This is a genomic window from Flavobacterium sp. (genome assembly GCF_043773265.1).
In the GTDB taxonomy this organism is placed as follows: Bacteria; Bacteroidota; Bacteroidia; order Flavobacteriales; family Flavobacteriaceae; genus Flavobacterium.
Map to the genome: position 1 here is coordinate 1 of NZ_JAYVFH010000101.1, position 4,055 is coordinate 4,055.

Below are 4,055 nucleotides of genomic sequence, written 5' to 3' on the forward strand. Positions count from 1 at the left end.
GGTGTATATACTATTATTGTAACCCAAGCAGAAGAAACCAAAACCATTAAAGTAATTAAACAATAATAAATTGAAATCATGAAAAATATATTTGTTATATTATCATTGATAATTTGTTATACCAGTAGCAACGCCCAATGTTGGCAATTTATTACCTCTGGCGACAATCATTGTTTAGGGATAAAAAGTAATGGAACACTTTGGGCTTGGGGACGAAACACAACCGGGCAATTGGGTGATGGAACTTATAGTAATAAAAATATACCCACACAAATTGGCACTGCCAACGATTGGGTAACAGCCGCCGCAGGAAATAACTTTAGCTACGCCATAAAACAAAACGGCACTATGTATGCTTGGGGTAATAATAACAAAGGTCAATTGAGTGATAATACATTAATAGGTAGAAATATACCACTTCAAGTAGGAATTGATAGTAATTGGTATAGAGTAGCTTGTGATTTTGATTATGTAATAGCACAAAAAAGTGATAACTCGTTCTGGGCATGCGGATATAATATATTTGCTCAACTTGGTCAAGGTAATCAAACTGATCCTTATAAATTACTCATTCCTGTATCTATTTCAGGAACTTTTTTAACTTTTCAAACTGGTTTTCGTCATACAGTTTTGCTAAAAAGCGACCATACTTTTTGGGGTTGGGGTGAAGGTGAGTTTGGGAAATTGGCATCAGGGAATAACGGAGGTTATGATATACCAGCTCAACCTGTTTCTAATAACGATTGGGAGCAAATAACCTCAAGTTTTAATGCTACACTATTTAAAAAAACAAATGGCACCATTTGGGCTGTGGGTCAAAATACTTCTGGTGCATTGGGTTTTGGCAATTACAATGTAGATAATTTTACTATTCAGCAAATTGGCACCGACACTGATTGGCGTAGTATTGAAGCTGCTGAATATTGCAGTATGATTATTAAAAACAACGGCACGTTGTGGTCTTGCGGAAGAAACAATACTGGGCAACAAGGCAATGGCAATACCACACAAACTAATCTTTTAGCACAAGTGGGCACGGCTACCAACTGGGATAAAATTCGTTGTGGTTTGTTTCACACCATTGCACTTACCAATACTGGTACGCTTATGGCTTGGGGTGACAATACCTATGGGCAATTGGGTAATGGTACGTTTACAAACAGTTTAGTTCCTATACAAATAGGTAGTGCTTGTTTGTTAAGCAACACCAGTTTTACCAAAGAAAACGTAAAAGTGTATCCAAATCCGTATAACGAGAGTTTTAAAATTGCAATTCCACAATTTTCATCAGAGAATGTTACTGTTAAAGTATATGATATGTTGGGGAAAAATATTGAGGTTTTAAATGTGTCTGTACTAGAATTAGAAAAACTAGAACTTGGCAAAAACTACAGCTCTGGTGTATATACTATTATTGTAACCCAAGCAGAAGAAACCAAAACCATTAAAGTAATTAAACAATAATAAATTGAAATCATGAAAAATATATTTTTTTTATTTGTGCTATTCACTTTTGGTAGTATAAACGCTCAAATAAATATTCCAGACGCAAATTTTAAAGCTAAATTGTTAGCTGCAAATACTAGTAATAGTATTGCTATAGGTTCAGATTATACTACTTCAATCGTTATTGATACTAACAATAATGGCGAAATAGAAATTTTTGAAGCGCAACAAGTGTATCGTCTAGATGTTAGTAATTCTAATATTGCATCTTTGGAAGGATTGAGTAGTTTTACTAATTTGTCAAATTTATTCTGTAATGATAATCAATTAGCAACACTTGACCTTTCAAGCAACATAAATTTATTTTATATTGATTGCAGTGATAATTTGTTAACAACATTAGACACAAGTTCAATTATTAATTTGGTTCGTGGTGTTAATTGCAACAACAACCAATTAACCACTCTTAATTTAAAAGGTATTGATTCAGCTAATTTCTTAGCTACGATAACTGGTTTATCTTATGCTAATAATCCCAACTTAAACTACATCTGTATCAGAGATATTGATACTACATTTGAACTTACTTTATATAATTTTATTCTGTATTATAATAATGAGTATGGCTTAACTAATTGTGAAGTTAATACTTATTGTTCCTTTAATCCTGGCGGAGTTTATTATACTATTCAAGGAAACACAAAATATGATATAAATATTAACGGTTGTGATAATACTGATATTGATGTTCCTAATATAAAATTCAACTTAAACAACGGCACAACATCAGGTATTCAAATAGCAAATACTACTGGTAGTTATTTAATCCCTATGGAATCTGGTGTAACAACTATAACTCCAATTTTAGAAAATCCTAGTTATTTTAATATTTCGCCAACTTTTATTACAGTTAATTTTCCTACTACAGCAAGTCCTTTTATACAAAATTTTTGTATCAGTCCAAATGGTAACCACAATGATTTAGAAGTAGCGTTAATTCCAACTTCATATTGTAGGGTTGGGTTTGATTCAGAATATAAAATAAAATTCAAAAACAATGGTACGCAAGCGCAATCGGGCATCATAAATTTAAATTTTGAAGATGCTGTTTTAGATTTTGTGTCATCAAATCCATCTGTTTCAAGTCAAGTAGCAAATACATTAACTTGGAATTTTAGTAATCTTCAACCATTTGAAACTAGAGAAATTAATTTAATTTTAAATATCAATTCATCTACCGATTCACCACCAGTGAACCAAGGAGATATATTAAACTTTTCTTCAACAATTACTGGTTTAACAGACGAAACGCCAAGTAACAATCTTAGCGATTTAGCGCAGTATGTTTGGAGTTCTTTTGACCCAAATGATAAAACTTGCTTAGAAGGAGAAACACTAAGCCCAACAAAAATAGGCGATTATGTTCATTATAAAATTCGTTTTGAAAATACTGGAACCGCAAATGCTCTAAATATTGTTGTAAAAGATACTATTGACACCTCAAAATTTGATATAAATACGCTTCAGTTTATAGATAGTTCACATTCGTGTATTACTAAAATATCTGATGGAAATATAGTAGAGTTCATTTTTGAAGGTATAAATCTTCCATTTGATGATACTAACAATGATGGTTATATAGTATTTAAAATAAAAACTAAAAACACATTAGTTGTTGGAAATCAAATTACGAATGGCGCAAATATTTATTTTGATTATAATGCGCCAATAGCAACAAACACTGCGACGTCAGTTTTTCAAACTTTAAACTTTAATGATTTCAATTTTTTAAATGATATTATTTTATCTCCTGTTCCAGTAAAAAACACCTTAAACATTAGTAGCAAAAACACCACTTCTATAGTATCAATAAAAATTTATAATTTAATGGGTCAGTTGATGCAAACAATTATTAATCCATCAAATGAGATAGATGTTTCAGTTTTAAAATCAGGAAATTATTTTATCAATATTACAACTGAATTTAGCGAGGAAAACATAAAATTTTTGAAGGAATAAATTTAATTAAAAATTAATAATTTAAGAGTCAACATCAGTTGGCTCTTTTTTTGTTATTTTTATAATCAGAATTAAATTTAATAATGAAATTAAAAGAATTATCCACAATTAAAGAAATGCTTTCGCAAATAGAAATCATAAAATTTCTATATCCAGCTATTACATTAGAAAAATATGAATCTTTTCTTAATGAAATGATTTCTCATAATTATAAACAAATTGCCATTTTTGAGCACGATATTTGTATCGGATTAACTGGTTATTGGATTGGAACTAAATTATGGTCTGGAAAATATATAGAAATTGATAATTTTATAGTTCATGAAGACCACAGACAAAAAGGTGTTGGTAAGCTTTTGACAGATTATATAACAGAATTAGCCAAAAAAAATGACTGTTCAATTGTAGTTCTAGACGCATTTACACAAAATTTTAAAGCACATCGTTTTTACTATAATCAAGGATTTTCACCCAAAGGATTTCATTTTGTGAAAACAATTAATAAAGAAGGATTAACTTAAAATAATATAAAAATGAATATTTGTAAAATTATAATTTTTTGTTTCATAGGATTAGTATTTAACTCTTGC

The 4,055-nt window shown here is 30.1% G+C and carries 3 protein-coding genes; all 3 read left to right on the forward strand.

Annotated features, from left to right (window positions below; all coding sequences use genetic code 11):
• The first annotated feature begins 78 nt into the window (after positions 1 to 78).
• The 3 genes from ACH2BO_RS05320 to ACH2BO_RS05330 all read left to right on the forward strand — a co-directional run bounded on the left by ACH2BO_RS05320 (position 79) and on the right by ACH2BO_RS05330 (position 3,986).
• Entirely contained in the window at positions 79 to 1,464 is a 1,386-nt protein-coding gene (locus ACH2BO_RS05320) for a T9SS type A sorting domain-containing protein (protein WP_395043713.1), read from the forward strand.
• A 12-nt stretch (positions 1,465 to 1,476) separates the two neighbouring features.
• On the forward strand, positions 1,477 to 3,465 hold the full coding sequence (locus ACH2BO_RS05325) for a T9SS type A sorting domain-containing protein (RefSeq protein ID WP_395043714.1): 1,989 nt from the start codon (positions 1,477 to 1,479) through the stop codon (positions 3,463 to 3,465).
• Between the two features lie 83 nt (positions 3,466 to 3,548).
• On the forward strand, positions 3,549 to 3,986 hold the full coding sequence (locus tag ACH2BO_RS05330; RefSeq protein ID WP_395043715.1) for a GNAT family N-acetyltransferase: 438 nt from the start codon (positions 3,549 to 3,551) through the stop codon (positions 3,984 to 3,986).
• Positions 3,987 to 4,055: the final 69 nt, after the last annotated feature.

Coding starts and splice junctions, on each gene's coding strand:
- ACH2BO_RS05320 (WP_395043713.1), top strand. CDS start 79: ATGAAAAATATATTTGTTATATTATCATTGATAATTTGTTATACCAGT.
- ACH2BO_RS05330 (WP_395043715.1), top strand. CDS start 3,549: ATGAAATTAAAAGAATTATCCACAATTAAAGAAATGCTTTCGCAAATA.
- ACH2BO_RS05325 (WP_395043714.1), top strand. CDS start 1,477: ATGAAAAATATATTTTTTTTATTTGTGCTATTCACTTTTGGTAGTATA.